16 protein-coding genes, 3 tRNA genes and 1 pseudogene are annotated in these 24,857 nt (G+C 71.1%); 16 read left to right on the forward strand and 4 right to left on the reverse strand.

Annotation, left to right across the window (positions count from 1 at the left end; all coding sequences use genetic code 11):
- Position 1 precedes the first annotated feature (1 nt).
- Together OG823_RS20225 and OG823_RS20230 are read right to left on the reverse strand one after the other, a co-directional pair.
- Positions 2-1,030, reverse strand: coding sequence for an adenosine deaminase (locus OG823_RS20225; protein WP_371481000.1), 1,029 nt, complete (start codon positions 1,028-1,030; stop codon positions 2-4).
- A 112-nt stretch (positions 1,031-1,142) separates the two neighbouring features.
- Positions 1,143-2,390 carry a pyridoxal phosphate-dependent aminotransferase gene (locus OG823_RS20230; RefSeq protein WP_371481001.1) on the reverse strand — a complete coding sequence of 416 codons (1,248 nt, stop codon included), beginning with the start codon at positions 2,388-2,390 and terminating at the stop codon, positions 1,143-1,145.
- A 258-nt stretch (positions 2,391-2,648) separates the two neighbouring features.
- On the opposite strand from OG823_RS20230, the gene OG823_RS20235 reads away from it, so the two are divergent.
- From OG823_RS20235 to OG823_RS20310, 16 genes are all read left to right on the forward strand, one after another.
- Positions 2,649-2,721 (forward strand) — tRNA-Trp (locus OG823_RS20235).
- 146 nt (positions 2,722-2,867) lie between these two features.
- Positions 2,868-3,236, forward strand: a complete 369-nt coding sequence (gene secE / locus OG823_RS20240; protein WP_371481002.1) for a preprotein translocase subunit SecE — start codon at positions 2,868-2,870, stop codon at positions 3,234-3,236.
- Between the two features lie 252 nt (positions 3,237-3,488).
- The gene (gene nusG, locus OG823_RS20245) at positions 3,489-4,457 is read left to right on the forward strand and encodes a transcription termination/antitermination protein NusG (protein WP_371481003.1); all 969 of its coding nucleotides are present in this window, start codon (positions 3,489-3,491) and stop codon (positions 4,455-4,457) included.
- 166 nt (positions 4,458-4,623) lie between these two features.
- Positions 4,624-5,058, forward strand: a complete 435-nt coding sequence (gene rplK, locus OG823_RS20250; protein ID WP_371481004.1) for a 50S ribosomal protein L11 — start codon at positions 4,624-4,626, stop codon at positions 5,056-5,058.
- A gap of 98 nt (positions 5,059-5,156) precedes the next feature.
- Positions 5,157-5,879: a 50S ribosomal protein L1 gene (rplA, locus tag OG823_RS20255; protein WP_371481005.1), complete on the forward strand. Its 723-nt coding sequence runs from the start codon at positions 5,157-5,159 to the stop codon at positions 5,877-5,879.
- Between the two features lie 226 nt (positions 5,880-6,105).
- Positions 6,106-6,963: a hypothetical protein gene (locus tag OG823_RS20260; RefSeq protein WP_371481006.1), complete on the forward strand. Its 858-nt coding sequence runs from the start codon at positions 6,106-6,108 to the stop codon at positions 6,961-6,963.
- Between the two features lie 157 nt (positions 6,964-7,120).
- Complete coding sequence (locus tag OG823_RS20265) at positions 7,121-7,981, forward strand: hypothetical protein (RefSeq protein ID WP_371481007.1); 861 nt, start codon at positions 7,121-7,123, stop codon at positions 7,979-7,981.
- A 339-nt stretch (positions 7,982-8,320) separates the two neighbouring features.
- Positions 8,321-8,893: a 50S ribosomal protein L10 gene (gene rplJ, locus OG823_RS20270; RefSeq protein ID WP_371481008.1), complete on the forward strand. Its 573-nt coding sequence runs from the start codon at positions 8,321-8,323 to the stop codon at positions 8,891-8,893.
- 108 nt (positions 8,894-9,001) lie between these two features.
- Positions 9,002-9,385: a 50S ribosomal protein L7/L12 gene (rplL, locus tag OG823_RS20275; RefSeq protein ID WP_371484562.1), complete on the forward strand. Its 384-nt coding sequence runs from the start codon at positions 9,002-9,004 to the stop codon at positions 9,383-9,385.
- Between the two features lie 756 nt (positions 9,386-10,141).
- On the forward strand, positions 10,142-13,615 hold the full coding sequence (gene rpoB / locus OG823_RS20280) for a DNA-directed RNA polymerase subunit beta (RefSeq protein WP_371481009.1): 3,474 nt from the start codon (positions 10,142-10,144) through the stop codon (positions 13,613-13,615).
- A gap of 101 nt (positions 13,616-13,716) precedes the next feature.
- Positions 13,717-17,610 (forward strand): DNA-directed RNA polymerase subunit beta', encoded by a 3,894-nt coding sequence (locus OG823_RS20285; protein WP_371481010.1) that lies wholly within the window; start codon positions 13,717-13,719, stop codon positions 17,608-17,610.
- Positions 17,611-17,939: 329 nt separating this feature from the next.
- Positions 17,940-18,013, forward strand: a tRNA-Met gene (locus OG823_RS20290).
- Positions 18,014-18,205: 192 nt separating this feature from the next.
- Positions 18,206-18,279: transfer RNA gene (locus OG823_RS20295), tRNA-Met, on the forward strand.
- 289 nt (positions 18,280-18,568) lie between these two features.
- Positions 18,569-19,777, forward strand: a complete 1,209-nt coding sequence (locus tag OG823_RS20300; protein WP_371481011.1) for a sensor histidine kinase — start codon at positions 18,569-18,571, stop codon at positions 19,775-19,777.
- Positions 19,778-19,790: 13 nt separating this feature from the next.
- Entirely contained in the window at positions 19,791-20,486 is a 696-nt protein-coding gene (locus tag OG823_RS20305; RefSeq protein WP_371481012.1) for a response regulator, read from the forward strand.
- A 179-nt stretch (positions 20,487-20,665) separates the two neighbouring features.
- Positions 20,666-21,421, forward strand: a complete 756-nt coding sequence (locus tag OG823_RS20310) for a hypothetical protein (protein WP_371481013.1) — start codon at positions 20,666-20,668, stop codon at positions 21,419-21,421.
- Here the strand turns inward: OG823_RS20310 and OG823_RS20315 are convergent, their stop codons facing one another.
- Together OG823_RS20315 and OG823_RS20320 are read right to left on the reverse strand one after the other, a co-directional pair.
- Positions 21,422-23,851 (reverse strand): helicase-associated domain-containing protein, encoded by a 2,430-nt coding sequence (locus OG823_RS20315; RefSeq protein ID WP_371481014.1) that lies wholly within the window; start codon positions 23,849-23,851, stop codon positions 21,422-21,424.
- A 32-nt stretch (positions 23,852-23,883) separates the two neighbouring features.
- A pseudogene (locus OG823_RS20320) lies at positions 23,884-24,725 on the reverse strand (hypothetical protein); the annotation flags it as partial.
- Between the last annotated feature and the right edge of the window lie 132 nt (positions 24,726-24,857).

Below are 24,857 nucleotides of genomic sequence, written 5' to 3' on the forward strand. Positions count from 1 at the left end.
GTCAGCCCGTCAGCCAGAGGTCGATGTCGGCGAGCAGCTCCTTGCGGACGCTCTCCGGAGCGCGCGACCCTCGCACCGACTGCCTTGCCAGCTCGGCGAGTTCGGCATCGTTGAAGCCGATCACGTCCCGGGCCAGGTCGTACTGGTCGGCCAGCCGCGAGCCGAAGAGCAACGGGTCGTCGGCGCCCAGCGCCAGGGGCACCCCGGCGTCGAAGAGCCGCCGCAGGGGGACGTCCTCGGCCCGTTCGTAGACGCCGAGCGAGACGTTGGAGGACGGGCAGACCTCGCAGGTGACCTCGCGGTCCGCGAGGCGCTGCATCAGCCGGGGGTCCTCCGCCGCCCGGACGCCGTGGCCGATCCGGCCCGCGCCGAGGTCGTCCAGGCAGTCCCGGACGGATCCCGGCCCGGCCAGCTCGCCGCCGTGCGGGGCGGCCAGCAGCCCGCCGGCACGGGCGATCGCGAAGGCCCGGTCGAAATCCCTCGCGAGACCGCGCCGCTCGTCGTTGGAGAGGCCGAACCCGACCACCCCCTGGTCCGCGTAGCGGACGGCGAGCCGGGCCAGCGTGCGGGCGTCCATCGGGGACTTCATCCGGTTGGCCGCGACCAGGACCCGGATCCCGACCCCGGTGGCCTCCGAGGCCTGCCGGACGGCGTCCAGGATCAGTTCCAGGGCGGGGATCAGGCCGCCGAGCAGGGGGGCGTAGGAGGTCGGGTCGACCTGGATCTCCAGCCAGCGGGAGCCGTCCCGCCGCTCGTCCTCGGCGGTCTCCAGCACCAGCCGCCGGATGTCCTGTTCGTCCCGCAGCACCGAGCGGGCGGTGTCGTACAGCCGCTGGAAGCGGAACCAGCCGCGCTCGTCGGTCGCTCTCAGCCGGGGCGGTTCGCCGGAGCTGAGCGCTTCGGGCAGCCGCATCCGGTGCTTCTCGGCCAGCTCCAGCAGGGTGGCCGGGCGCATCGATCCGGTGAAGTGCAGGTGGAGATGGGCCTTGGGCAGGTCCCTCACGTCGCGGGGTACAGGCAGGCGTTCCATCTGCCGATACTGCCGTATTCGCGGCCCGGACGGGAGACGCCCCCTTTACATCCTTCCAACGAGTGAGTTTCGGAAGGTGCGAGGGGGCGCCCCGAACGGTGGTGCGATGGGGTCAGTCGCGGGCCTCGGCGAGCAGCTTCTGGATGCGGCCGACGCCCTCGGCGAGGTCGGCGTCGCCCAGGGCGTAGGACAGGCGCAGGTAGCCGGGGGTGCCGAAGGCCTCGCCGGGGACGACCGCGACCTCGGCCTCGTCCAGGATCAGGCCCGCCAGCTCGGCGGAGGTGGCCGGCCGGCGCCCGCGGATCTCCTTGCCGAGCAGGCCCTTCACCGACGGGTAGACGTAGAACGCGCCCTCGGGCTCGGGGCAGAGCACGCCGTCGATCTCGTTGAGCATCCGGACGACGGCCTGCCGGCGGCGGTCGAAGGCGGTACGCATCTCGTGCACCGCCGAGAGGTCGCCGGAGACGGCCGCGAGGGCGGCGCGCTGGGCCACGTTGGAGACGTTCGAGGTGGCGTGCGACTGGAGGTTGGTCGCGGCCTTGACGACGTCCTCGGGGCCGATCACCCAGCCCACCCGCCAGCCGGTCATGGCGTAGGTCTTGGCGACGCCGTTGACCACGATGGTCCTGTCGGCGAGCTCGGGCAGCAGGGCCGGCAGCGAGACGAACTCGGCGTCGCCGTAGACCAGGTGCTCGTAGATCTCGTCGGTGAGCACCCAGAGGCCGTGCTCCAGGGCCCAGCGGCCGACCGCCTCGACCTCGTCACGGGTGTACACCGCGCCGGTCGGGTTGGAGGGCGAGACGAACAGCAGCACCTTGGTGTTCTCGGTGCGCGCGGCCTCCAGCTGCTCGACCGAGACCTTGTAGCCGGTGGTCTCGTCGGCCACCACCTCGACCGGGACGCCGCCGGCCAGCCGGATCGACTCCGGGTAGGTGGTCCAGTACGGGGCCGGGACGACGACCTCGTCCCCCGGGTCGAGGATCGCGGCGAAGGCCTCGTAGATCGCCTGCTTGCCGCCGTTGGTCACCAGCACCTGCGAGGCGTCCACCCGGTAGCCGGAGTCGCGCAGCGTCTTCGCGGCGATGGCGCCCCTGAGCTCGGGCAGGCCGCCGGCCGGGGTGTACCGGTGGTTGCGGGGGTCGCGGCAGGCCTCGACGGCCGCCTCGACGATGTAGTCCGGGGTGGGGAAGTCCGGTTCGCCCGCGCCGAAGCCGATCACCGGCCGGCCGGCCGACTTGAGGGCCTTGGCCCTGGCGTCGACCGCGAGGGTGGCGGACTCGGCTATCGCGCCGATCCGGGCGGACACCCGGCGGTCTGCGGGACGGGCGGGACGGTCGCTCTGCGGGGTGGAAGCGCTCATGCCCGCATGGTCGCAGAACCGGCTCGAACCGGCATCGGACTTCGATGATCCGTACCCGCGCGGTCCGGCACGGGCGGGCCCCGCCGGGGCCGGTCCGGTGACGGCGCGGCCCCGCCGGGGTGAGAGGTTCGACCAATCGCCCCGGAACACGTACACTCACTGCTCGATGGCCCCCGAAATGCGGCTTCCACCGCCTGTGCCTACAGCGGCCCGGGATGCGGTAGGTTGGGGGACACTGCAGGCGCCGCGAGGTGCCGTAGGGCAATAGCTCAATTGGTAGAGCACCGGTCTCCAAAACCGGCGGTTGGGGGTTCAAGTCCCTCTTGCCCTGCTGCTTGATCCGTACCGAGCCCGTTCGCTCTTGCCGAGCGAGCGGGCTTGATGCGGAGAGGGCCTCAATCAGCACTGCTTTCGCCGGATCGCTCGTGCTCAAGGCGCGCGCGACGCTCGGCTGGACCCGGATTCAGGTGAGGACGAGTGACGGAGACCACGGGCTCCACCGCAACGCCTGAGAGCGGCAACCCCGAGGGTGCCGAAGGCGCTGACGGGGCCACGCATGTCGAGGGCGAGGAGAAGGAACTCTCGCGCCGCGACCGCAAGCGTGCCAACCGCTCCGGCGGTGACGGTGACAAGAAGTCCGGCAAGCGTGCCAAGAAGGGCCCCTTCGCCCGGCTCGCGCTGTTCTACCGCCAGATCATCGCGGAACTGCGCAAGGTCGTCTGGCCGAGCCGCAACGAACTGGTCAACTACACCACGGTCGTCGTGGTCTTCGTCGTCGTGATCATGGCCCTGGTGTCCGCTCTCGACTTCGGCTTCGCCAAGCTCAGCCTGTGGATCTTCGGCTGACCGACGACTGACCCGACAGCGCTGAAACCGGCCGGTGGACCCGGCTGCGGCAGCTTGAACGAACACCTCGACCCGGGCCGATTCATTGGTCCGGGTCGAGCTGTCGGCGGCGGACGTACGAGCCCGCTACCGTTGACTCGGTACTGTTGAAGTCTCTGAGTCGTTTTTCCTGGCGCGCCCGCGTGAGCAGCGCGGCGCCGGAGCGGCCCGGAGCGCGCCACCTTCACCATCTCCAGGAAAGAAGCAGCCACCGTGTCTGAGTCCCCCCTGTACGACGCCGACGAGACCGTCCGCGAGGCGGATGTCGCCGCCGAGCTGGACGAGGCCGCGCTGGCTGACAGTGCCGCCGACTCCGAGTCCGCCGAGCAGATCGTGGACGCCGTGGACAGCGACGAGGACGAGGTCGAGGCGCAGGACGAGGCCGCCGCCGACGTGCCGGCCGAGACCGCCGCGGTGCACGTGGAGGCCGACGAGGCCGACGCCGAGGAGATCGAGGCCGAGGCCGCCGCCTCCGACGAGGACCTGGACGAGACCGAGGCCGAGCTCGCCGACGACGAGGCCGAGCCCGTCGACGACGAGACCGAGCTCGCCGACGAGGCCGAGCCGGAGGTCGAGGTCGACCCGGTCGCCGAGTTCCGCGAGAAGCTGCGCACCGCTCCGGGCGAGTGGTACGTCATCCACACCTACGCGGGTTACGAGAACCGCGTGAAGCAGAACCTGGAGCAGCGCTCCGTCTCCCTGAACGTCGAGGACTACATCTTCCAGTCCGAGGTGCCGCAGGAGGAGGTCGTCCAGATCAAGAACGGCGACCGCAAGACCATCCGCCAGAACAAGCTCCCCGGCTACGTCCTGGTCCGGATGGACCTCACGCCCGAGTCCTGGGGCGTCGTGCGCAACACCCCGGGTGTCACCGGCTTCGTGGGCAACGCCTACGACCCGTACCCGCTGACCCTGGACGAGGTCGTCAAGATGCTCGCCCCCGACGTGGAGCGCCAGGCGGCCAAGGAGGCCGGCCGGCCGGTTCCCGGCAGGCCGATCGAGGTCCAGGTGCTCGACTTCGAGGTCGGCGACTCGGTCACCGTCACCGACGGCCCGTTCGCGACCCTGCAGGCGACCATCAACGAGATCAACCCTGACTCCAAGAAGGTCAAGGGCCTGGTCGAGATCTTCGGTCGTGAGACCCCGGTCGAGCTGTCGTTCGACCAGATCCAGAAGAACTGACACCGATCACCGGTTCGGGGGCGGGGCCACGGGCCTCGCCCCCGAACCCGTTTTGGTCCAGCGGCGCATCCGCGTTAGCCTGGTTCGATGTGTGCGCTGCCGTCCGGGTGTCGCCCCGCCTGGCCGCACACTTCGACAATCCCCTCTCAGAAGGACCCGGAGAGACATGCCTCCCAAGAAGAAGAAGATCACGGGGCTCATCAAGCTCCAGATCAAGGCCGGTGCGGCCAACCCGGCTCCGCCGGTCGGCCCCGCGCTGGGCCAGCACGGCGTGAACATCATGGAGTTCTGCAAGGCCTACAACGCCGCGACCGAGTCGCAGCGCGGCATGATCGTGCCGGTGGAGATCACGGTCTACGACGACCGCTCCTTCACCTTCATCACGAAGACGCCGCCGGCCGCGCGCCTCATCCTGAAGGCCGCGGGCGTGGAGAAGGGCTCGGCCGAGCCGCACAAGACCAAGGTCGCCAAGCTCACCGGCGCCCAGGTCCGCGAGATCGCCACCGTGAAGCTCCCCGACCTGAACGCCAACGACCTGGACGCGGCGGCGAAGATCATCGCCGGCACCGCCCGGTCGATGGGCATCACGGTCGAGGGCTGACCCAGCCCGTCCCGGTCGGGACCGACGTCCCGGCCATTCCTGTGGCAGGGCCGGCGCGGCCCGTACACCACGACTCCGCTATCTATTCAGGAGCAGCAGTGAAGCGCAGCAAGGCTCTGGTGGCCGCGGCCGCCAAGGTTGACCGCGACCGTCTCTACGCCCCCCTTGAGGCCATCCGCCTCGCCAAGGAGACGTCGAGCACCAAGTTCGACAGCACCGTCGAGGTGGCCATGCGTCTGGGCGTCGACCCGCGCAAGGCCGACCAGATGGTCCGCAGCACCGTGATCCTCCCGCACGGCACCGGTAAGACCGCTCGGGTCCTGGTCTTCGCGACCGGCGAGCGTGCCGAGGCCGCGCGTGCTGCGGGTGCCGACATCGTCGGTTCGGACGAGCTCATCGACGAGGTCGCCAAGGGCCGCCTCGACTTCGACGCCGTCGTCGCCACCCCGGACCTCATGGGCAAGGTCGGCCGCCTCGGCCGCGTGCTCGGCCCGCGTGGTCTGATGCCGAACCCGAAGACCGGCACCGTGACCCCGGACGTGGCCAAGGCCGTGAACGAGATCAAGGGCGGCAAGATCGAGTTCCGCGTCGACAAGCACTCGAACCTGCACTTCATCATCGGTAAGGCCTCCTTCACCGACGAGCAGCTGGTCGAGAACTACGCCGCCGCCCTCGACGAGGTGCTCCGCGCCAAGCCGTCCGCGGCCAAGGGCCGGTACATCAAGAAGACCGCGGTCGCCACCACCATGGGCCCCGGCATCCAGGTGGACCCGAACCGCACCCGTAACCTCCTGGTCGAGGAGGACCCGGCCTCCGTCTGAGCCCCCGTGCTCCGACCGGCGGTCGCGTCCTGGGTGTAGTCCAGTTCGTACGGCGGGCCCGCATCCCCTTTCCGGGGGTGCGGGCCCGCCGGCGTTCTCGGGCGCGGCGGGCGGTCGCCGCGCCCGGGAGCGGTCGTGTCCGGATCGAGACCTGGCGGGCGGCCGGGCACGCCGGGGCCCGGTCTACGCTCGGCTGACCCCGCTTCGTACCCCTCCGGAGAGTGCCGTGCCGTCCGACCGCGCAGTCGCCCTGGGGGTGGTGGCGACCCTGGTGGTCTTCGGCGCCGCCATCGCCACACTGGACGTCCGGGCGGATCCCGCTCCCGGGACGCGACCCGGTGCCACGGCGCCGGCGGGCGTCGCCACGAGATCGCCCCGCCAGGTACTGCTGACGGCGGCGCAGTCCCTGGACGACGCGGGCAGCGCCCGGGTGCGGATCGAGCGGCAGGGGCCGGCCGGCCCGGCCGACGCGGTAGGCACCCTCTCCTGGGGTGCCCGGGTGGCGGCGGACCTGGAGACGGACGACGCACTGGGGCACGGCCGGGTGCTGATGGACGACAGCGCCTGCTACGCGGCCCACGATGCGCCGGCCGCCGGTCTGGCGGCCGGGCGCTGGGCGCGGGCCGACCGCTCCCGGGTGGAGGCCCTGGACCCGGACGCGGTGGCCGGCGGCTACGCGGGCGGCTGGATGACCACCCTGGTCTCGAACCCGGCCGGCCGGCTGCACGACGTCGCGCTGACCGGCCGGCTCGACACGGTCGGCGCGGAGCAGGTGGACGGAGTGGCCACGACGCACTACCGGGCCACCGTCAAGGCCGCCGAACTCTTCGGGGCCGACCAGAACCTGACGCAGGCGGACCTCGCCGCCGTCCTCGGCTACTACCGGGAGCGCGGGGTGGAGTCCTTGGGCTACGACATCTGGACCGGCGCCGACGGCGGGCTGCTGCGGATGCGCCAGAGCGCCGAGGGCCGAGCCGGAACCGATCTGACCACCACGGTGGTCTCCGACCCCGGGGTGGCGTTCGACGTCCGGGTGCCCGCGCCGGACGAGGTCACGGTGGTGGCCGCCGCCTCCGCCGGGTAGGGGCGCAGTCCGGCCGCTCCCCCCGGCCGCTCACCCGGCGGCCCGCCCGCCCCGGCAGCAGGGCGCCGAGGGCCGGCGGGCCGGCGCGTGGCATGGTGGAAGCCGACCGGCCCGGGCGGCGGAAGCCGGCGACGGGTACAGGACAGCGGGAGGCGGCGTGGCGGCACGACGGCGGATCACGGCCGCGACGGCCCTCGTGCTGCTGGCCGGCACCCTGGCCGCCTGCGGCGGGCCGGCGAAGCCGGCCGCCGGGGCCGCCACCGCGCAGGCCACCCGGACCGCCAGCAGCTCGCCCAGCGAGGTCAGGCCCACCGACCGCTCGCCGCACGGGGTGCTGCTCTCGGCCCAGATCGCCATGCAGGCCGCCCACCGGGCCAAGGTCGCCTACCGGCTCGGCACGGACAGCGCCGCCGGCCTGGTCTTCTGGTCGCCGAAGACCGCGTTGCAGATCAAGCGGGCCACTCCGGGGGCCGCCGAACAGCTGATCGTCATGGACACCACGGCCTACCAGGGCGGCGACGACGCCACCGCGGCCCGGCTGGCCGGCCGGCACTGGGAGAAGTTCACCGGACCCGCCGGCGCGGACGGCCACCGGGAGGTCCCGTACGCGGGCCTGGTCGACCAGCTCAACCCGATGGTGGCGCTGGCGGCCGCGACCGCGGTGAGCGACCCGCAGCTGGTCGGCGAGGAGAAGCTCGGCGACGCGACCGTCCAGCACTACCAGGTGACCACCACGGCGGAGCGGTACGCGGCGGCGCAGACCCAGCTCACCGCGAGCCGCCGGGAGGGGCTGCGGACGGCGCTCGCGCCCGGCGGCGCCACCACGCTCACCCTGGACCTGTGGCTGAACGACAAGGACCAGCTCGTCCAGCTGCGCCGGACCGGCAACGGGACGGAGGGCACCGCGGACGACACCGTGGCGTACTCCGACCTCGGCGGCGCCCTGTCGGTCCAGGCCCCCGCCGAGGCGGACACCTCGGACACCGGGAGCAGGACGGTGTCTCCGCTGGCCCGGTAGGCCGGGCCGGGCGATTTGCATGTCCCAGGCGGCTCCGGTTACCTTGGTGCAAGCCAAAGACCGCTGGTTGTCGTCGTGCGCTCGTGAGAGTGCGGGGCGACCGAAGGATCTGCGAATTTCCGCAGACAGCCCGCGCAGGAGTGTTTGGAGCTTTGACTTCCGGCCGCACGGTTCGCCGTTCGACTGTCGAGGTCTTGTTGAGCCCCGTGCGCCTGCGCACCGGGGCTCTCACTGTTTTGCAGGGTGTCTCCTTCCGACCAGACCGGCGTGTCCGAGGCGCAGATGGTCGACTTTCGCAGGTCGGCCCGACTTCGACATCACGGAAGGAGGCGTAAGCCTATGGCAAGGCCCGACAAGGCTGCTGCCGTCGCCGAGATCACGGACAAGTTTCGTGCCTCGAACGCGGCTGTGCTGACCGAGTACCGCGGTCTGACGGTGAAGCAGGTGAAGAACCTGCGTCGCTCGCTGGGTGACAACGCCCAGTACGCCGTGGTGAAGAACACGCTGACCAAGATCGCTGCCAATGAGGCCGGGATCACGGAGCTCGACGACCTGTTCGCGGGTCCGACGGCTGTTGCCTTCGTCACCGGTGACCCGGTGGAGTCGGCGAAGGCTCTGCGTGACTTCGCCAAGGACAACCCCGCTCTCATCATCAAGGGCGGTGTCCTTGACGGTAAGGCGCTGTCCGCCGATGAGATCAAGAAGCTCGCGGACCTCGAGTCCCGCGAGGTGCTGCTCGCCAAGCTGGCCGGCGGTCTGAAGGCATCCATGGCGAAGGCCGCGGCTACCTTCCAGGCTCCGCTGGTGGAGTTCGCCCGCACTGCCGAGGCGCTCCGGGCGAAGGTCGAGCAGGGCGGTGCCGGTACGCCGGCTCCCGCCGAGGCCGAGGACACCACCGAGGCTGCCGAGTAACTCACGCTCGCGCGTGACGCACTCAGCGTCCGGTACCTCCGGTCGCAGCGGGCCCGTACGCCCGCCATCCCGTACATCCGGCACCTGCCGAACAAGTGGAAGGACGCCATCATGGCGAAGCTGTCCCAGGACGAGCTGCTCGAGCAGTTCGAGACCCTGACCCTCATCGAGCTCTCCGAGTTCGTCAAGGCGTTCGAGGAGAAGTTCGACGTCAAGGCTGCCGCCCCGGTCGCCATTGCCGCCGCCGGTGGCCCCGCCGCCGTCGAGGCCGTCGAGGAGCAGGACGAGTTCGACGTCATCCTCGAGAGCGCCGGCGACAAGAAGATCCAGGTCATCAAGGAGGTGCGCGCCCTGACCTCCCTCGGCCTGAAGGAGGCCAAGGACCTCGTTGACGGCACCCCGAAGCCGGTCCTGGAGAAGGTCGCCAAGGACGCCGCCGAGAAGGCCAAGGCCCAGCTCGAGGCCGCCGGCGCCAAGGTCACCGTCAAGTGACTCGCTGCCCCCTCTGAGGGGGCGCTGGACCGGGCCGATCACCCTTGTGGGTGGTCGGCCCGGTCTTTTTCGTAGGTCCGTTCGTGTCCCGGCCCGGTGAGCGGGGCGGTCGGGGGCCACCGTGGCCGGTTGTGCACTCGGCACTGTCCGCCCCGGCGGGTAGGGTGATCGCTGTCGTCGGGAGAGGCTCCCACCACGGGTTCTGTAACGCCGGAGGGGCCTCGGTCGATAGACATGTCGAGGCCCGCACTCCCGTGGGGGCCTTGACGAACGGAACCTGGCGCGCGATTCTCGGAGCGCGTCGTGGTGCGTGGAGCACGCGGACGGTTGGCGAGGCTTTGGATGCATATTCAACGGCCCCAGCGGGAAGTGACTCCATGTGAGACGCGGTGGCCCGGAGTGCGCGGGCCGGCGCAGTCCGAGGGCAGGGACCACCCTGCGGTTCGGGCCCCCGGAGGGGGCCAGGAGCCGTGCGGGTGGCGACCGGGAGGAGTCTCAGATTCGGTCTCCGAATCAGGGCTGGACAGCAGTGTGCCTATTGGCTACACTGTCCCTTTGCGCTGCCTGTTAGCTGCTCCGTGACTCGTCGCCCGGAGTGTGCGCTGCCCTGAAGGGGCCTGGCACCGCCTCCGCGAAGCGGCTCTGACCTGGGGTTTCCACCCCGGCTGAGACCCACGGCGCCGGGGGTGGGACCAGCCCGTCGAGGCCGGCCGGTACGCGCGCAGTGAGCTCCGAGCCCTCGGAAGGACCCCCCTCTTGGCCGCGCCGCGCAACGCCTCGAACAACGCTAATTCCACCGCCCCGCTCCGCGTTTCCTTCGCGAAGATCAAGGAGCCCCTCGAGGTCCCGAACCTCCTGGCCCTGCAGACCGAGAGCTTTGACTGGCTCCTCGGCAATGCGGCCTGGAAGTCTCGCGTCGAGGCGGCCCTTGAGAGTGGTCAGGACGTCCCCACGAAGTCCGGTCTGGAGGAGATCTTCGAAGAGATCTCCCCGATCGAGGACTTCAGCGGGTCGATGTCACTGACCTTCCGCGACCACCGTTTCGAGCCTCCGAAGAACTCCATTGACGAGTGCAAGGACCGCGACTTCACGTTCGCCGCCCCGCTCTTCGTCACCGCCGAGTTCACCAACAACGAGACCGGTGAGATCAAGTCTCAGACGGTCTTCATGGGCGACTTCCCGCTCATGACCCACAAGGGCACGTTCGTGATCAACGGCACCGAGCGTGTCGTGGTCTCGCAGCTGGTCCGCTCCCCGGGCGTGTACTTCGACTCCACCCTGGACAAGGTGTCCGACAAGGACATCTACTCCTGCAAGGTCATCCCCTCGCGTGGTGCCTGGCTGGAGATGGAGATCGACAAGCGCGACATGGTCGGTGTCCGCATCGACCGCAAGCGCAAGCAGTCGGTCACCGTGCTGCTCAAGGCCCTCGGCTGGACCAACGAGATGATTCTCGAGGAGTTCGGCGAGTACGAGTCGATGCGCGCCACCCTGGAGAAGGACCACACCCAGGGCCAGGACGACGCGCTGCTGGACATCTACCGCAAGCTGCGTCCCGGCGAGCCGCCGACGCGCGAGGCCGCGCAGACGCTTCTGGAGAACCTCTACTTCAACCCGAAGCGCTACGACCTCGCCAAGGTCGGCCGTTACAAGGTCAACCGCAAGCTGGGCAACGCCGAGTCGCTGGACTCCGGCGTGCTCACCGAGCCCGACATCATCGGTGCGATCAAGTACCTGGTGAAGCTGCACGCGGGCGAGACCGAGTGGCGTGACACCGAGGGTCGCGACATCGTCGTCGAGGTCGACGACATCGACCACTTCGGCAACCGCCGCCTGCGCAACGTCGGCGAGCTGATCCAGAACCAGGTCCGTACGGGTCTCGCCCGTATGGAGCGCGTCGTGCGCGAGCGCATGACCACCCAGGACGTCGAGGCGATCACGCCGCAGACCCTGATCAACATCCGGCCGGTCGTCGCCTCCATCAAGGAGTTCTTCGGCACCAGCCAGCTGTCCCAGTTCATGGACCAGACGAACCCGCTGTCGGGCCTGACCCACAAGCGCCGTCTGTCCGCGCTGGGCCCCGGTGGTCTCTCCCGTGAGCGCGCCGGCTTCGAGGTCCGTGACGTTCACCCGTCGCACTACGGCCGCATGTGTCCGATCGAGACCCCCGAAGGCCCGAACATCGGTCTGATCGGCTCGCTCGCCTCCTACGGCCGGGTCAACGCGTTCGGTTTCATCGAGACCCCGTACCGCAAGGTCGTCGAGGGCATCGTCACCGAGCAGGTCGACTACCTGACCGCCGACGAGGAGGACCGCTTCGTCATCGCGCAGGCCAACGCCCCGCTGACGGCGGACCTGCACTTCGCCGAGCCGCGTGTCCTGGTCCGCCGCCGCGGCGGCGAGATCGACTACATCCCGGGCACCGAGATCGACTACATGGACGTCTCGCCGCGCCAGATGGTGTCGGTCGCGACCGCCATGATCCCGTTCCTGGAGCACGACGACGCCAACCGCGCGCTCATGGGCTCCAACATGATGCGCCAGGCGGTGCCGCTGCTGAAGAGCGAGGCACCCGTGGTCGGCACCGGCATGGAGTACCGCTGCGCGGTCGACGCCGCCGACGTCATCACGGCCGAGAAGGCGGGTGTCGTCCAGGAGGTCTCGGCCGACTACGTCACCGTGGCCAACGACGACGGCACGTACACCACGTACCGCGCCGCCAAGTTCACCCGCTCCAACCAGGGCACCTCCTTCAACCAGAAGGTGCTCGTGGACGAGGGCGCCCGGGTCGAGGTCAACCAGGTGCTGGCCGACGGCCCCTGCACCGACCAGGGCGAGATGGCGCTGGGCAAGAACCTGCTCGTGGCGTTCATGTCCTGGGAGGGTCACAACTACGAGGACGCGATCATCCTGTCGCAGCGCCTCGTGCAGGACGACGTCCTCTCCTCGATCCACATCGAGGAGCACGAGGTCGACGCCCGTGACACCAAGCTGGGCCCGGAGGAGATCACCCGGGACATCCCGAACGTCTCCGAGGAGGTCCTCGCCGACCTCGACGAGCGCGGCATCATCCGCATCGGCGCCGATGTCGTCACCGGCGACATCCTGGTCGGCAAGGTCACGCCCAAGGGCGAGACCGAGCTGACCCCGGAGGAGCGCCTGCTGCGCGCGATCTTCGGCGAGAAGGCCCGTGAGGTCCGCGACACCTCGCTCAAGGTGCCGCACGGTGAGTCCGGCAAGGTCATCGGCGTCCGCGTCTTCGACCGCGAGGAGGGCGACGAGCTTCCGCCCGGCGTCAACCAGCTGGTCCGGGTCTACGTGGCCCAGAAGCGCAAGATCACCAACGGTGACAAGCTGGCCGGCCGTCACGGCAACAAGGGTGTCATCTCCAAGATCCTGCCGGTCGAGGACATGCCGTTCCTCGCCGACGGCACCCCGGTCGACATCATCCTCAACCCGCTGGGTGTCCCGTCCCGAATGAACCCGGGACAGGTCCTGGAGATCCACCTCGGGTGGCTCGCCAAGCAGGGCTGGGACGTCTCCGGTCTCGCCGAGGAGTGGGCCCAGCGCCTGCAGGCGATCGGCGCCGACAGCGTCGAGGGTGGCACCAACCTCGCCACCCCCGTCTTCGACGGCGCCCGCGAGGACGAGATCACCGGCCTGCTGGACCACACCACCCTCACCCGTGACGGTGAGCGCCTGGTGAACTCCACCGGCAAGGCCCGGCTCTTCGACGGCCGCTCCGGCGAGCCGTTCCCGATGCCGGTCTCGGTCGGTTACATGTACATCCTCAAGCTGCACCACCTGGTCGACGACAAGCTCCACGCCCGTTCGACCGGTCCGTACTCGATGATCACCCAGCAGCCGCTCGGTGGTAAGGCGCAGTTCGGTGGTCAGCGATTCGGTGAGATGGAGGTGTGGGCCCTTGAGGCGTACGGCGCGGCCTACGCGCTGCAGGAGCTCCTCACCATCAAGTCCGACGACGTTCTCGGCCGCGTGAAGGTCTACGAGGCCATCGTCAAGGGCGAGAACATCCCCGAGCCCGGCATTCCCGAGTCCTTCAAGGTCCTCATCAAGGAAATGCAGTCGCTCTGCCTCAACGTGGAGGTGCTGTCCTCGGACGGCTCGTCCATCGAGATGCGGGACTCCGACGAGGACGTCTTCCGCGCCGCCGAGGAGCTCGGCATTGACCTGTCCCGGCGCGAGCCGAGCAGCGTCGAAGAGGTCTGACGGAGGTTGGGCCGGCTGCCCGCACGGACAGCCGGCCCGCCCCCAGGCCCCCTCAGACCAGATGAACGACTTTCGACTTACGAAAGAGGGCTTGACGACCAGTGCTTGACGTCAACTTCTTCGACGAGCTCCGCATCGGCCTCGCGACCGCCGACGACATTCGCCAGTGGTCGCACGGCGAGGTCAAGAAGCCGGAGACCATCAACTACCGCACCCTGAAGCCGGAAAAGGACGGGCTCTTCTGCGAGAAGATCTTCGGCCCCACCCGGGACTGGGAGTGCTACTGCGGCAAGTACAAGCGCGTCCGCTTCAAGGGCATCATCTGTGAGCGCTGCGGCGTCGAGGTCACTCGCGCCAAGGTGCGTCGTGAGCGGATGGGCCACATCGAGCTGGCCGCGCCGGTCACCCACATCTGGTACTTCAAGGGTGTCCCCAGCCGCCTCGGCTACCTGCTCGACCTGGCGCCGAAGGACCTCGAGAAGGTCATCTACTTCGCCGCCTACATGATCACCTGGGTGGACGACGAGCGTCGCCAGCGCGACCTCCCGTCCCTGGAGGCGCACGTCTCGGTCGAGCGCCAGCAGATCGAGAACCGTCGCGACTCCGACCTGGAGAACCGCGCCAAGAAGGCCGAGACCGACCTCGCCGAGCTCGAGGCCGAGGGCGCCAAGGCCGACGTGCGCCGCAAGGTGCGCGAGGGTGCCGAGCGCGAGATGAAGCAGCTGCGCGACCGTGCGCAGCGCGAGCTGGACCGTCTGGACGAGGTCTGGGCCCGCTTCAAGAACCTCAAGGTCCAGGACCTCGAGGGCGACGAGCTGCTCTACCGCGAGCTGCGCGACCGCTTCGGCACGTACTTCTCCGGCTCGATGGGCGCCGCGGCGCTCAAGGACCGCCTGGAGACGTTCGACCTCGCCGAGGAGTCCGAGCGCCTGCGCGAGATCATCCGCACCGGCAAGGGCCAGAAGAAGACCCGTGCGCTCAAGCGCCTCAAGGTCGTCTCCGCGTTCCTGCAGACCACCAACAAGCCCAACGGCATGGTGCTGGACTGCGTCCCGGTCATCCCGCCGGACCTCCGCCCGATGGTGCAGCTGGACGGTGGCCGCTTCGCGACCTCCGACCTGAACGACCTGTACCGCCGCGTGATCAACCGCAACAACCGCCTCAAGCGTCTCCTTGACCTCGGCGCCCCCGAGATCATCGTGAACAACGAGAAGCGGATGCTGCAGGAGGCCGTCGACGCGCTGTTCGACAACGGCCGTCGTGGCCGTCCGGTCACCGGCCCGGGCAACCGCCCGCTGAAGTCCCTGAGCGACATGCTCAAGGGCAAGCAGGGTCGTTTCCGTCAGAACCTGCTCGGCAAGCGCGTCGACTACTCGGCCCGCTCCGTCATCGTCGTCGGCCCGCAGCTCAAGCTGCACCAGTGCGGTCTGCCGAAGGCCATGGCGCTGGAGCTCTTCAAGCCGTTCGTGATGAAGCGCCTGGTGGACCTCAACCACGCGCAGAACATCAAGTCGGCCAAGCGCATGGTCGAGCGCGCCCGCCCGGTCGTGTGGGACGTCCTCGAAGAGGTCATCGCCGAGCACCCGGTTCTGCTGAACCGTGCGCCCACCCTGCACCGCCTCGGCATCCAGGCCTTCGAGCCCCAGCTGGTCGAGGGCAAGGCCATCCAGATCCACCCGCTCGTCTGCACCGCGTTCAACGCGGACTTCGACGGTGACCAGATGGCCGTCCACCTGCCGCTCTCCGCGGAGGCGCAGGCCGAGGCCCGCATCCTGATGCTGTCCTCGAACAACATCCTGAAGCCGGCCGACGGTCGCCCCGTCACCATGCCGACCCAGGACATGGTGCTCGGCCTGTTCTTCCTGACCTCGGACCGCGAGGTCGTCAAGGGCGGCGGCCGTGCCTTCTCCTCCACCGCCGAGGCCGTCATGGCCTTCGACGCCAAGGAGCTGGACGTCCAGGCCGTCATCGACGTCCGCCTGCCGATCGGCACCGTCCCGCCCCGCGGCTGGGTCGCTCCGGTCGACGAGGACGGCACGCCGACCTGGTTCGAGGGCGAGTCCTTCCGTCTGAAGACCACCCTGGGCCGCGCGCTCTTCAACGAGCTGCTGCCCGAGGACTACCCGTTCGTCGACTACGAGGTGGGTAAGAAGCAGCTCTCCGCGATCGTCAACGACCTGGCGGAGCGCTACCCCAAGGTCGTCGTCGCGGCGACCCTGGACAACCTGAAGGCGTCCGGCTTCCACTGGGCGACCCGCTCGGGTGTCACCGTCTCGATCTCGGACGTCGTCGTCCCGCCGCAGAAGGCCCAGATCCTCGAGGGCTACGAAGCGCAGGCCGAGAAGATCCAGAAGCAGTACGAGCGCGGTCTGATCACCAACGACGAGCGCAAGCAGGAGCTCATCGGCATCTGGACCCGGGCGACCAACGAGGTCGCCGAGGCGATGAACGCCAACTTCGAGAAGACGAACCCCATCTTCATGATGGTGGACTCCGGCGCTCGAGGAAACATGATGCAGATGCGTCAGATCGCCGGTATGCGTGGTCTGGTGTCGAACGCGAAGAACGAGACGATCGCCCGTCCCATCAAGGCGTCGTTCCGTGAGGGCCTCACCGTTCTCGAGTACTTCATCTCGACCCACGGTGCCCGTAAGGGTCTGGCCGACACCGCTCTGCGTACCGCCGACTCCGGCTACCTCACCCGTCGTCTGGTCGACGTCTCCCAGGACGTCATCATTCGCGAGGAGGACTGCGGCACCGAGCGCGGCCTCAAGCTGGCGATCGGCACCGTCGGCGAGGACGGCGTCCTGCGCAAGACGGACGACGTCGAGACCAGCGTCTACGCCCGCATGCTCGCCGAGGACATCACGGTGGACGGCAAGCTCCTTGCCACCGCCAACACCGACCTCGGTGACGTGCTGATCGACGAGCTGATCCGGGTCGGCATCAGCGAGGTCAAGACCCGCTCCATCCTGACCTGTGAGTCTGCGGTCGGCACCTGTGCCTTCTGCTACGGCCGCTCGCTGGCCACCGGCAAGCTGGTCGACATCGGTGAGGCGGTCGGCATCATCGCCGCCCAGTCCATCGGTGAGCCCGGCACCCAGCTGACCATGCGTACCTTCCACACCGGTGGTGTGGCCGGTGACGACATCACGCAGGGTCTGCCCCGTGTCGTCGAGCTCTTCGAGGCCCGTACCCCCAAGGGTGTGGCCCCGATCTCGGAGGCGCAGGGCCGGGTCCGCATCGAGGACACCGAGAAGACCCGCAAGCTGGTCGTCACGCCGGACGACGGCACCGACGAGATCGCCTACCCGGTCTCCAAGCGTGTCAAGCTGCTCGTCAGCGAGGGCCAGGCGGTCGAGGTCGGCCAGAAGCTGACCATGGGTGCCACCAACCCGCACGACGTGCTGCGGATCATGGGCCAGCGTGCGGTCCAGATCCACCTGGTCGCCGAGGTCCAGAAGGTCTACAACTCGCAGGGCGTGTCGATCCACGACAAGCACATCGAGATCATCATCCGGCAGATGCTCCGCCGCGTGACGATCATCGAGTCGGGCGACGCCGAGCTGCTCCCGGGCGAGCTCGTCGAGCGCGGCCGCTTCGAGCAGGAGAACCGTCGCGTGGTGTCGGAAGGCGGCCACCCGGCCTCCGGCCGCCCGCAGCTGATGGGTATCACCAAGGCCTCGCTGGCCACCGAGTCCTGGCTGTCGGCCGCCTCCTTCCAGGAGACGACCCGGGTCCTGACCGACGCGGCGATCCACGCCAAGTCGGACCCGCTGCTGGGCCTCAAGGAGAACGTCATCCTCGGTAAGCTCATCCCGGCCGGTACGGGTCTGCCCCGTTACCGCAACATCCGGGTCGAGCCCACCGAAGAGGCCAAGGCCGCGATGTACTCGGCCGTCGGCTACGACGACTACGACCTGTCGCCCTTCGGCGCCGGCTCCGGCCAGGCGGTCCCGCTGGACGACTACGACTACGGCCCGTACACCGGCTGAGTCCCTGGTTGTTGACACCGCAGGGCGGTCACCCCACTCGGGGTGGCCGCCCTGCGGCGTTGCGCGGGGGTGTCCACAGCCCAGGAGCCCAGGAGCGGTCCTGGCCCTCGCGGTCTGCTGGTGCGGCTCCTGAAGGCGGTGTCGGGCTCTCGGCCCGCGGTCACGGCGGGGGTTCGCCGTCGAAGCCGGTGCCCCCCGGCGCGTTGCTGCCGGGTTCCGGGTGCCCGCCCGCCCCGCCCCGCCCGGCCGCTCCCTGGGCGGTGGCGACTCGTCCGCGTGGAAACCGATTAGGCCCTGCGGGGGATGTCCCGTAGAGTCGTGTTCACCGACGCGGGGTGGAGCAGCTCGGTAGCTCGCTGGGCTCATAACCCAGAGGTCGCAGGTTCAAATCCTGTCCCCGCTACTGAAGAAGTAGCCGAAGGGCCCGGAGGCCGAATAGCCTCCGGGCCCTTTCGCGTGCAGCCGCACCGGTGGGGTGTGGGCGGGTCCGCGTGGCAGCGGCGCCGGCGTGATCGTGCGGAGGCCCGGGTGGCTGCCGGGCCCGGAGAAACGATTAGGTTCTGGGTCCGCTCTCCCGTAGTGTGGTGTTCACCGACGCGGGGTGGAGCAGCTCGGTAGCTCGCTGGGCTCATAACCCAGAGGTCGCAGGTTCAAATCCTGTCCCCGCTACTGAAGAAGTAGCCGAAGGGCCCGGAGGCCGAAAAGCCTCCGGGCCCTTCGCCGTTCCCGGGCATCCCTCCTGCGGGGGAGGCGGGTGGACCGCCCGGGCGGGGGATGTGGCCGCGGGCGCGGGCGGGGGAGGCTCGGTGCTGCCGGCCCGGGAGTTCCGGGGGCTCCGGCGGGTCGAGGGACTCGGGTCATGCAGCGGGTACCGGTGTCCGAACGGGACACGCACCGGGCACGGGTACGGCATGATCGTCCGCACGGGGGAGAGCCGCCCCGGTACGGGGGAGGCGCGTTGGCAACGGCATGGAGTTCGGACGCGCGGGCCCGGGCGTCCGGCCTCGGCGTGGAGCTGCGCCGACGCTTCGCGGGAGTGGACCCGTACGTCCTGGACACGCTGCTGGCGGCCTTCTCGGCGGCGGTCTCGCTCTGGTCGGTGTGGAACGACGAGGTGGCGCGGCCGTGGTGGGTGTACGCCTTGGCGTTCGGAACGGCCCTGCCGCTGCCCTGGCGCCGCCGGGCGCCGATGCTGGTGGCCGCAGTGGCCGGGACGGTTTCGGTGGGCGTGTCGGTGGCCGCGCACTCCTCGATGCCGCAGATCCCGGTGTACGCCGTCCTCACCGTCTACACGGTCGCCGATCGCGGCCGGGACTGGCAGCGGGCCCTGCTGTTGGTGATCCTGGTGCTCTCCAACGTCGTCGGCACGCACTCGGTCAACGGGCTGCTGTTCAGCCTGCTGCTCACCGTCGGCACCTTCGTCTTCGGCACGCTGGTGCGCGAACTGCGGCGGCTGGCACGGGTGGAGGCGGACCGGGCGCGCGAGGTCGGACTGCGGGCGGCCAGCGAGGCGGCGCGGGCGGTGGCGGAGGAGCGCGGCCGGATCGCCCGGGAGATGCACGACATCCTGGCGCACGCCGTCTCCCTGATGGTGATCCAGGCGGAGGCCGGCCCGGTGGTGGTGCACTCCGATCCCGACCGGGCGATCAGGGCGTTCGACACCATCGCCGACTCCGGGCGCGATGCCATGGTGCAACTGCGGCGCGTCCTGGGTGTCCTGAAGGAGGACGGGGCGGGCCCGCAGTTGGCGCCACAGCCCCGGCTGGCCGAGCTGGCGGCGGTGGCCGAGCGGGTCCGGCAGGCGGGTGTACGGGTCGAGCTGGAGCTGTCCGGGCTGGAGCGGGCGATGCCGACGGATGTCGAGGCCGCGGCCTTCCGGATCGTGCAGGAGGCGCTGACCAACATCGTCAAGCACTCCGGGGCCGACTCCTCCGTCGTCCGGGTCGCCCGTACGGGGGAGCTGCTGGAGGTGGAGGTGTCCGACAACGGACGTGGGGTGCGGCCCGAGGCCGGCCGCGCGGTGGGCGAGTGGTCCGGCGGGCGGGGGCTGATCGGCATCCGCGAGCGGGCCGCGGCCTGCGGCGGGCGGGCCGAGGCGGGGCCCCGGCCGGACGGCCCGGGCTTCCTGGTGAGCGCGCGGCTGCCGCTGGGCGCCGCCGTACGGTGAGGGGACGGAACTGATGGACCCGATACGGGTGGTGGTCGCCGACGACCAGGAGCTGGTGCGGGCCGGCTTCGGCATGATCCTGGACGCCCAGCCGGACATCGAGGTGGTGGCCGAGGCCGCTGACGGCGCCGAGGCGGTGGAGGCCGTCCGGGTGCACCGGCCGGACGTTCTGCTGCTGGATGTCCGGATGCCCGTGATGGACGGCCTGGAGGCGGCCCGGCGGGTCTGCGCCGACCACCCGGGCACCAAGGTGATCATGCTGACCACCTTCGACATCGACGACTACGTCTTCGACGCGCTCTACGCCGGTGCCAGCGGCTTCCTGCTGAAAGACGTCCGCCGGGACGATCTCGTCCACGGCGTACGGATGGTGGCCTCCGGCGAGGCGTTGCTCGCGCCGTCGGTGACCCGACGGCTGATCGCCGAGTTCGCGGCGCGCCGGCCGGCTGGTGGAGCCCTGCCGGGGCCCGGGCAGGCCGTCCGGGCGCCCTCCCGACTCCTGGAGCAACTGACCGCCCGTGAGCAGGAGACTCTGCGGCTGCTCGCCCGGGGCCTGTCCAACGCGGAGATCGCGGCCGAACTCGTGGTCAGCGAACACACCGTGAAGACGCACGTCAGCAATGTGCTCGCCAAGCTGCACCTGCGCGACCGGGTGCACGCGGTGGTGTTCGCGTACGAGGCGGGCGCGGTGGTGGCGGGCGAGGGCTGAGCCCGCTCCGGGAGACGGGGGAGATCCGGGGGCTCCGGGCTCGCGGTGCTCCCCCCCGGGGGGCGAACCCTCCCCCGCGCGGGGGAGGCCGCCGGCTCGCCGGTACGGGCGATCCGTGGCGGGCCGCCGAACGGCAGGCTCTGTGGTGTCGAACCGACTGACGCCGAGAGGGACTTGCCATGAGCAGCGGAACCACGACCAGCGGAACCACGACCAGCGGAACCATGAGCACCGGAACCATGACCAGCGGAACCATGAGCACCGGGCACAGCAGCAGTAGCAACGACAGCGGCAGCGACAACACCACCATCACCACCACCCGTACCGACCTCCGCCGTACCACCGCTGCGGTCGCCGCCGCCCCCGTCCTGCTGGGCCTGTACGGCGGGATCCGGCTACTCGACGGCTCCCGGGCTCCCGGGGCCGGCTGGCTGGTCGGCCACACCCTCCTGCTGGCCGGACTGCTGCTGTTCGCCCCGGTGTTCGCCGGGCTGCGCCGGATGATCGCGCCGCGCCGCCCGGTGGGCCGGGTCGCCGCGAACCTGACGGCGGGGGTGGCCTTCGCCGGGTTGCTGGCGGCGGTCGGCCAGACCGGGATCGACCTCTACGTCGGGGCGCGGGCCGCCGACAAGGCGGAGCAGATCCGGCTGTTCGATCAGATCCAGAACCACCCCGGTGTGGTGCCCGCGTTCTACGCGGTGGGGCCGCTGCTGTTCTACGTCGGCCTGCTGGCCCTGCTGGTGACCCTCGCGGCCGGCCGGGCCCGGCGGATCAGCGTCTGGAGCCCGGTCCTGGTCCTGGTGGGGACGGTCGTCATGGGCGCCGACCTCGACCTGATGTCGGTCGGCGCGGCGCTCTACCTGGCCGCCCTGCTGCCGCTGGCCGGCCGCCTCGCCTCCGCCGCCGCGGCGACCGCCCGACGCCCTCGGGGGTGATCAGCCGGTCCGGCCAATCGTCCCCGTCGCCCCCGCCGCGAGCACCGCCGCGGCCAGCGCGGCCGGGGTGGCCGGGCCGCGGCCGTAGAAGGGGCGTGCCTCCGCGAGCGAGGGCATCGGATTCTCGGCCCGCTCCTCCGGGGCACGTTCCAGCACCGTGGTGCCGGTCTCGGCCTCCAGGACGGGTGCGTAGCCGGCCGCTCGCAGCGCCGCCAGCGTCTCCTCCGGCGGGGCGGTGCTGATCAGTACGGTGGGGGCGATCCGGCGCAGGCCCAGCCGGCCGAGCGCGCGGGCCCTCGACAGCTCCGTCACCAGCGCCTCGTCGTCCGAGCGGATGCAGCACGCCGAGCGGACCACCCGCATCCGGCCGTGCGTGCGGGCGGTGTCCTTGAGCAGGTACTCCAGCGCCTGCGGAAGGGGAAGCCCGCCCTCGGACACCTCGGTCAGCAGGGTGGCCAGCTCCGCCGCGTCGGAGCCGGCGTCCAGCGCCCGGCGCACGGAGGCCGGCCCGATCCGCCAGACCACCGCATGGCCCTCGGACTCGCGGTCGGCCACCGAGGAGAGCAGGTCCGTCAGCTCGGGCGCGGCGGCGCCGGAGACCACGGCGGTGAGATCGGCCTGGAAGCGCGCGGTGGTTCGCGGCGGCGGCACCAGTTCGGCGAGGGCTGTGCGCAGTCCGCCGACGGCGGTGGCGAGCGCCGGGTACCGGGTCAGCCGTACGCCGGTGCCCGGGACGGCCGGGAAGTAGCGGGCGGCGCCCGCCCGCAGCAACGCGAGCGCCGCCCGGCCGACCGGCGTCAGCGCGCCGTGCGCGACCACGCCCAGCAGTTCGGCCTCCCGCAGCGTCGCGGCGACCCGGGCCGGCTCGGCGTTCCCGGGATCGGCCGCGCCGCCCCCGAACCAGCGGACGGCCTCGGTGAACCCGGCCTGCACCGGGCCGGACAGGGCGTCGACCGGGCCCAGCCCGTACCCCTCGGGCAACCGGGCCAGTGCCTCCAGCACCGAGCGCCGCAGCGGTACGGCGCCCCGGTCCTGCGGGGCGATCAGGGCGACGGGGGTGTCGTCCGAGTCGGGCCGGTGGCTGAACACCTCGGGAGTGACGGCCCAGGTGGCGATCAGCGGGGCCAGCCGGTCGGCGGGTGAGGCGGTCAGCCAGCCGTCGTACCGGGCGGTGGGCAGCATCCGGGCGGGCTGCGGCGGGGCGGGCCTTCGGCCGCGGGTGGGTGGCGGGGCGTCCCGGTGCGGGGCGATCAGGCCCGCGTTGGCGGCCAGGTCCAGCCAGAGCCGGGTCTGCGATTCGGGAGCGCCGACGGCCTTGGCGAGCCGACGGGTGTCCCGGACGGCGATCCCGCCGGCCTTGCGGACCGCCAGGGGCTGTGCGGCCGTCGAGCGGAGCAGCAGTTCCACCCGTGAGGCGGCCGCGGTGGCGGCGGCCTGCGCCTCGCCGCCCCAGCCGGCCGGCAGTTCGCTCAGCCCCTCGACGGCCGGCGGTTCGGGATCGTAGGCGAGCGGCTCCCGCGGGTCGCGCAGCGCGGTGGCCACCTCGCCCGGCAACTCCGCCAGTTCGGGGCCGACCGGGACGAGGAGGGCGCGCTCGGCCAGCCAGTCGGCCCCGGTGTCGCCCGAGCCACCGGGGCGGAACAGGAACCTGCCGCCCGATCCGTAGTAGCCGGCGGTGTCGCCGACGAAGCAGCGGGTGCGCAGCCGCGGCGGGCCGGCCACGAGTGCGCCCAGCAGTTCGACGGCCTCCCGCGGTGCGTCGGCGAGGGTGCGGTGCAGCCTCGCCGGGTCCTGGAGGTGCTCCTCGACCAGCTGCTGCGCGTCGTCGCGGGTGCGGCACGGGGGCAGTTCGAGGCCGGCCGCCACCCGGTGGATCTCGGCTGCCCGGTACGCCTCCGTCAACAGGTCACGGGCGGGTCGGCCGAGGCCGCGCAGCTCCGGCACCTGCTGGTGCAGCAGAGCGGGCACCACCAGTCGGTCGCCGTGCGGCGGCAGGAGAAGGGCCAGCTCGGCGAGACGGTCGAGCTCCTGGGCGGCCCGCTCGCCGAGGGAGTCGAGCAGCAGAGTGCGCGGGACGGCCCGCTCGGCGGGGTCGGGAGTGCGGCCGAGCGGCCCGGCCGGTCCGGTCCGGTACGCGGCCCGGGCGCCGGTGAAGCCCGCCAGGCCGGGCACGGCGGACGGCGCGGGGGCGGGGCCGTGCAGGCGTTCGGCGAGGATCGCGATCGCGGCGAGCACCTGGATCCCGGCCGTGTCCAGCTCGTTGAGGGCGAGGGCCACCGAGCCGTTGCCCAGCAGTTGCTCGGCCAGCCGGGCCGGGTCGTCCAGGCCGGGGGCGCCCTGGTAGGGCAGCAGCCGCTGTTCGAGCAGCTCGGTCAACTGCTCGGGCGTCCGGGAGGTCAGCCAGGTCATCAGGGCGTCGGCGCTGGTCACGGCCCCACGGTAGCCGACCGGACCGGGGCGGCTCAGCGCATCCGGAAGACCGGACCCCTGGGGGTGAAGGGCAGTCCGGCACCGGGCGGGAGAAGGTAGGCGTGCTCGCGGCGCACCCGCAGGACGTCGCACTCGCCGTCGGTGATCAGCAGGACGGGAGCCCCCGGCGGGAAGTCCTCGGCGCGCTCCAGCAGGTCGATGCCGGGCTGCAGGACGGTGCCGCCGCGCCCGCGGACCCGGACCCGGCAGGCGATCTCGGCGACCGGGAGGTACCCGGCATCGTGCGGGGCGGCGTCGCAGAACACCACCCGGGCCGCCGTGACGTCGCGGGCGGCGGCGTACGAGGCGATGGCGCCGAGGGCCTTGCCGAGCACGGGCCGGCTCATCGAGCCGGAGGTGTCCAGCAGCACGCCGAAGGTGCAGCGGGCCAGCTCCTGCGGCGGGTGGTAGCGGCCGGCGCGCGCGGGATCTCCGGAGCGGAGGCCTGCCGCCGGGACGGCCGGGCGTGGCTCCGGACGGCCTGCGGGGAGGGGACGAACTCGTCGAACCAGCGGGCCGGTTGCGCGTCCCAGGGCAGTGGCGGGTGGGCCAGTGCGCGGATCTCCTCGACCAGCCCGGCCGGCAGCGGCCCGCGCTCGCGCTGGTGCAGGTCGAAGCCCTGCCGGAGGCCGCGCCGGTAGGAGTCGTCCAGGTCGGCGTAGTCGCGTCGGCCGTGGTCGAGCGGCTCACCGAGGATGTCGGGCAGGCCCTTGCCGGCCAGGGCGGCGAGCCGGCGGACGCGGCGCTGGTCGCGGGCGATCCGGTCGTACACCTCCTCGGCCGACAGGCCCCTCAGCTGCGGGTCGTGCAGCAGGCCGTCGGGCATGTCGCCGACAGCAGCTCGGGGACCTGGGACGGCGAGACGGTGACTGCACCCTGCACGGGGCTCCTTCGAGGGGGGTGACGACCCGCCAAGTCTGCGGCGGGGCGTCCGGCGCCGCACCCGGTTTTACGGTGGCGGGCTGCG

This window comes from Kitasatospora sp. NBC_00315 (genome assembly GCF_041435095.1).
In the GTDB taxonomy this organism is placed as follows: Bacteria; Actinomycetota; Actinomycetes; order Streptomycetales; family Streptomycetaceae; genus Kitasatospora.

Coding starts and splice junctions, on each gene's coding strand:
- OG823_RS20225 (WP_371481000.1), bottom strand. CDS start 1,030: ATGGAACGCCTGCCTGTACCCCGCGACGTGAGGGACCTGCCCAAGGCC.
- OG823_RS20230 (WP_371481001.1), bottom strand. CDS start 2,390: ATGAGCGCTTCCACCCCGCAGAGCGACCGTCCCGCCCGTCCCGCAGAC.
- rplK (WP_371481004.1), top strand. CDS start 4,624: ATGCCTCCCAAGAAGAAGAAGATCACGGGGCTCATCAAGCTCCAGATC.
- rplJ (WP_371481008.1), top strand. CDS start 8,321: ATGGCAAGGCCCGACAAGGCTGCTGCCGTCGCCGAGATCACGGACAAG.
- OG823_RS20305 (WP_371481012.1), top strand. CDS start 19,791: ATGGACCCGATACGGGTGGTGGTCGCCGACGACCAGGAGCTGGTGCGG.
- OG823_RS20310 (WP_371481013.1), top strand. CDS start 20,666: ATGAGCAGCGGAACCACGACCAGCGGAACCACGACCAGCGGAACCATG.